Raw genomic sequence first — 4748 nt, 5'->3', positions numbered from 1 at the left:
CGAGCTCGCGGGCCGCTATCCGTCCGACGAGTACACCCTGACCGAGGCCTGCACCCAACTCGAGGCCCAGATCGACGCCGACGCGCCGATGCCGACGGCGGATCGACTCGTCCTCGAACGCCAGGGTCGAACGATCGTACTCAACGCACCCTTCGGCCACACGGCGAACGAGACGCTCGGCCGGATCCTCTCCGCGCTGCTGGGGCAGCGCGCGGGGTCGTCCGTCGGCCTCGAGACCGATCCCTACCGGATCGAACTCGAGGTGCCGAACTCGATCGCGACGAGCGACGTACTCGCGGTGCTCGAGGAGACCGACCCCGATCACGTCGAGGCGATCGTCGAACTCGGGCTCAAGCGCTCCGACGCGCTGGCGTTCCGGCTCGCGCAGGTCTCGGCGAAGTTCGGCGCGCTCAAACGCTGGCAGAATCAGGGGTCGGGGCGCATCTCGAACGATCGCTTGCTCGCAGCGCTCGAGGACACGCCGATGTACGAGGAGGCGATTCGGGAGGTGTTCCACGAGGATCTGGACATCGAACGCGCGAGTTCGGTGCTCGAGCGGGTCCAGTCGGGGGACCTCGAGCTGGTGACCCACCGCGGGCGCACGCCGGTCGGGCTGGGCGGTCGTTCGTCGGGCGGCAAGGAACTCCTCGCACCCGAAAACGCCGACGCGAGCGTCATCAATACGGTCAAGGAGCGAATTCAGGACGACCGCGTCATCCTACTCTGTACCCACTGCACGGAGTGGAAGGTGAAGACGAAAGTAAAACGGGTACCCGACCAACCCGAGTGTCCCGAGTGCGGGTCGACGCGGATCGCCTCCCTGAACCCGTGGGCCGACGAGGTCGTGCAGGCGGTCCGGTCGCAGGACAAAGACGACGAGCAGCGAGAGATGACCGAACGCGCGTTCAGGGCCGCGGGCCTCGTTCAGAGCCACGGCAAGCAGGCCGTCATCGCGATGGCCGCCCGCGGCGTCGGCCCCCACAACGCCGCCCAGATCATCAACAAACTTCGCGAGGACGAAGCCGAGTTCTATCGGGACATCCTCTCGAAGGAGCGCGAGTACGCCCGGACCCAGGCGTTCTGGGACTGACGGGAGATCCGGAACCGTCACCGACGGTCCGGCCGAGAATCTCGATCCCCGTCCGACCTCCTCCTGTCCGACCGACTGAATGCATCCCTATTACTATAGTAGCCACTGAAAGTCAATACACACCTGATCGCACGACAGCGTTGCGATCAGTGTTAAATCAGTTCAGTGGCCACTATAGCCGATCCACAGCCCTTATCTACACGACACCCAAATCCGAGTCAATGGATTCCGGCCCGTCACGTGACCCGTCCGCGGCTGCGGACGAGTCCGAAGCCGGTTCGTTCCCCGACCGGAAGGCGGGGCTACTCGAGGCGGCGGACATCGCCTGTTTTCGAGCGACGCCGTCCGGGACGATCGTCGCGGTCAACGACGCGTTCACGCGGCTGACGGGCTACACGCGGAGCGAACTCGACGAGCGACCGTTCGGTGCGCTTTTCGACGACGGAACGCGCCTCGAGTCGCTCGATTCGGATCTCGACGGAGGGAGTTCGTCGACGACGTCGACGCCGGTTTCGATTCGAACGAAGACGGGGAGCGTCCCCTGTACGGTCCACCTCGAGCGACGGCCGCGAGACGACACCGATCAGGAACCGACGATCACCGGAATCGTCCGCCGACGGCGCGTCCCCGCCCGCTCGTCGGCGGCGTCCGAGTCCGATCTCACGTACGGCCGGACCTTCGAGGCGCTGGCAAACGCGCTCCCCGACGGCATCATCGTCCTCGATACGGACAGCGACATCCAGTACGCCAACCCGGCCGTCGAACGCATTCTCGGCCACGACCCCGACGAACTCGTCGGCTCGAGCAAGGTCACTATCATCCCGGAACGACTGCGCCAGACCCATCTCTCCGCGCTCCAGCGATACCTCGAGACCGGCGAGCGACACATCAACTGGACGTACGTCGAACTACCGGGCCAACACACGGACGGCCACGAGGTCCCGCTCGGCGTTTCGCTAAACGATTTCACGTTCGACGGCGATCGGTACTTCGTCGGCCTCTTTCGGGATATCTCGCCGCGCAAGGAGGCCGAGCAAACCCTGACGGAGAAAGTCGTCCAGCTCGAGTCGGTCTCGTATCTCGGTCGGAACGCCCTGGAGAGCACGGATATCGACGACCTGCTCGAGAAAGCGACCGAACTGGTCACGGCGTCGCTCAACGCGGAGTACGCGACCGTCTTCGAACACGACGCGGCGGACTCCGACGCCGGGGTGCTGCGGCTCCGAGCCGGCAGCGGCATCGATGTCGCCGACGGCGCGACGACGCCCGCGTCGGGTTCGATCGCTGCCGCCGTACTGGCCGGCGACGGTCCCATCGTGATCGAGGACCTCGAGTCCGACGACCGGTTCGACGGTCCGTCGGTATCGACCGATCGCGACGTCCGGAGCGGAATCACCGTCACGATCGGACCGGTATCCGACCCGTGGGGTGTCCTCGACGTCTACGCCACCGACCGACGGGAGTTCGCCGACCACGACATCGACTTCCTCGAGAGCGTGGCGACGATTCTCGCGACGGCGATCGAGCGCCAGGGGTACGAGCGATGCCTCAACGAGACGGTCTCGGAGCTCGAGGCGTCGAACGAACGCCTCGAGCAGTTCGCCTACGCCGCGTCCCACGACCTGCAAGAGCCCTTGCGGATGGTCTCGAGCTACCTGCAGCTGATCGAGCGCCGGTACGCCGACGAACTCGACGCGGAGGGCCGGGAGTTCATCGACTACGCGGTCGACGGCGCGGATCGCATGCGAGAGATGATCGACGGCCTGCTCGAGTACTCTCGAATCGACTCGCAGGGCGACCCCTTCGAACCCGTCGATCTCGACGCCGTGCTCGCGGACGTGCTGACTGACCTGCAGGTAATGATCGACCGATCGGACGCGGAGATTTCGATCGAGCCGTTACCCGAGGTACGAGGCGACTCACATCAGCTCCGCCAACTGTTCCAGAACCTGCTCTCGAACGCGATCGAGTACAGCGGCGACGAACCGCCGCGGATGGACGTCACCGCCGAGCGGAGCGGCAGAACGTGGGAGATTTCGGTCCGCGACGAGGGGATCGGCATCGATCCCGACAAGCAGGATCGAGTGTTCCGGGTATTTCAGCGACTCCACAGCCGCGAGGAGTACGAGGGGACGGGAATCGGACTCGCGCTCTGTCGCCGCATCGTCGAGCGCCACAGCGGCCGCATCTGGGTCGACGCCGAACCCGGCGAGGGTTCGACGTTCTCCTTCACGATTCCCGCCGACGGATCGCGGTAGCGACTCGAGGGGGACCGTCGTTCCGACCCGTCGATCCGTAACGGCCATACGATTCGGCCCCGTCACCTCACCTATGAACGTCGCGCCGGGGGCCTGGAAGTACGCCATCGTTCCCCTGCTCGCTGCCCCGTTTGCCCTTCTCATTAGCGTGACGGCGAGCCTCGTCGCGCTCGCGGTCGGTGCCGGAACCCTCGCGTTCTTTCGCGATCCCGAGCGCTCCCCGCCGCCGACGGGCGTCGTCTCGCCGGCCGACGGAACCGTCTCCGTTCTCCGCGGGGAAGGCGATCGAGTTCGGCTGGGCGTCTTCATGAACGTCTGGCACGTCCACGTCGTCCGTTCTCCCTTCGCGGGCCGAGTCACCGACGTCGAACACGTCTCCGGGGCGAACCGCCCGGCCTTCTCGAAGGAGTCCGACCGAAACGAACGCGTCCACGTCCGCCTCGAGACCGACTCCCCGAACCTGCCGTCCGACGCAGGCGACGACGGGGCTGCAGCGATCGCGGACGACGGCGGGGAGCCCATCGGAGACGAACGCGGAGAATCGGCCGCCGACGCCCCGACTGCACACCCCGACGAACCGGATCACGACGCCGACGTCACGCTCATCGCCGGCGCGTTCGCCCGCCGCATCCACCCCTACGCCGAGCGCGGCGACAGCCTCGAGCGGGGCGAACGGATCGGCCACATCGCCTTCGGCAGCCGCGTCGACCTGCTCTTTCCGCCGACGGTCGATCTCGAGGACGTCGCCGTCGATATCGGGGACTCGATGACCGCCGGCGAGAGCATCGTGCTCGAGTCGCCGGCCGACGCACTGACCGGCGAGTTCGACCTCGAGGCCTGATTCGGCGATCCTTTATACGATATCGAGCGGCCAACACGACCGTGATCGAACTCGACTGGGAGATCGACCGGATCGAAGGAGTGACGCTGGTTTTCGCGACCGTCGCGACCACCGCGACGACGCCGCAGCGGGTCCGTATCGAGAGCCGACTCGACGGCCCCCTCTGGCATCCCGGTCGCGGACCGCATCCGGACCCCGAGTGGACCGACGCAGGCTGGGACGGGATCGTGGAACCGAATCAGCACCGGGGTATCGGCTTCGCGAGTCCCGCAGCGCCCGCTGAGCCGCCGCTCGAAATGGTTGCCGCTCGGCGGGCCTCGACCGATCGGTCGGCGAACGAGGTCGACGCGCTCGCGTCACTGACCGAGTGGAAACCGTCGCCCGACGTTCTCGAACGGCAGCGATGATCGTCGCCGTCAGCGGTAGCAAAGGCGGCGTCGGTAAATCGACGATCGCGTTGAACCTCGGTCGCGAACTGGACGCGGTCGTCGTCGACGGCGACCTCACGACCGCCGACCTCCCGCGCGGTCACGGCCCGGACCTCCACGACGTGCTCGCC

At 66.6% G+C, this 4748-nt stretch carries 4 protein-coding genes and 1 pseudogene; all 5 read left to right on the top strand.

Translation table 11 applies throughout. The features are described 5' to 3' along the window. Positions 1-1090 (top strand): annotated as a pseudogene (locus tag PGX04_RS02180) (DEAD/DEAH box helicase); the annotation flags it as partial. Positions 1091-1311: 221 nt separating this feature from the next. Next, on the top strand, positions 1312-3348 hold the full coding sequence (locus PGX04_RS02175; RefSeq protein WP_273737020.1) for a PAS domain-containing sensor histidine kinase: 2037 nt from the start codon (positions 1312-1314) through the stop codon (positions 3346-3348). Positions 3349-3421: 73 nt separating this feature from the next. Next, positions 3422-4189 (top strand): protein sorting system archaetidylserine decarboxylase, encoded by a 768-nt coding sequence (locus PGX04_RS02170; protein ID WP_273737019.1) that lies wholly within the window; start codon positions 3422-3424, stop codon positions 4187-4189. A gap of 41 nt (positions 4190-4230) precedes the next feature. Continuing rightward, complete coding sequence (locus PGX04_RS02165; protein ID WP_273737018.1) at positions 4231-4596, top strand: DUF7857 domain-containing protein; 366 nt, start codon at positions 4231-4233, stop codon at positions 4594-4596. Beyond that, the coding region (locus tag PGX04_RS02160; protein ID WP_465263783.1) for a nucleotide-binding protein at positions 4593-4748 on the top strand (156 nt) is incomplete at its 3' end. The genes PGX04_RS02165 and PGX04_RS02160, both read left to right, overlap by 4 nt.

It is taken from the genome of Natrinema soli (genome assembly GCF_028618695.1).
Note: the sequence above shows the minus strand (reverse complement) of the source record. Positions and strands in the feature narration are given on the sequence as shown.

Bases quoted from the DNA above. Each gene is read 5' to 3' on its own strand.
- PGX04_RS02175 (WP_273737020.1), top strand. From the start codon at position 1,312: ATGGATTCCGGCCCGTCACGTGACCCGTCCGCGGCTGCGGACGAGTCC.
- PGX04_RS02170 (WP_273737019.1), top strand. From the start codon at position 3,422: ATGAACGTCGCGCCGGGGGCCTGGAAGTACGCCATCGTTCCCCTGCTC.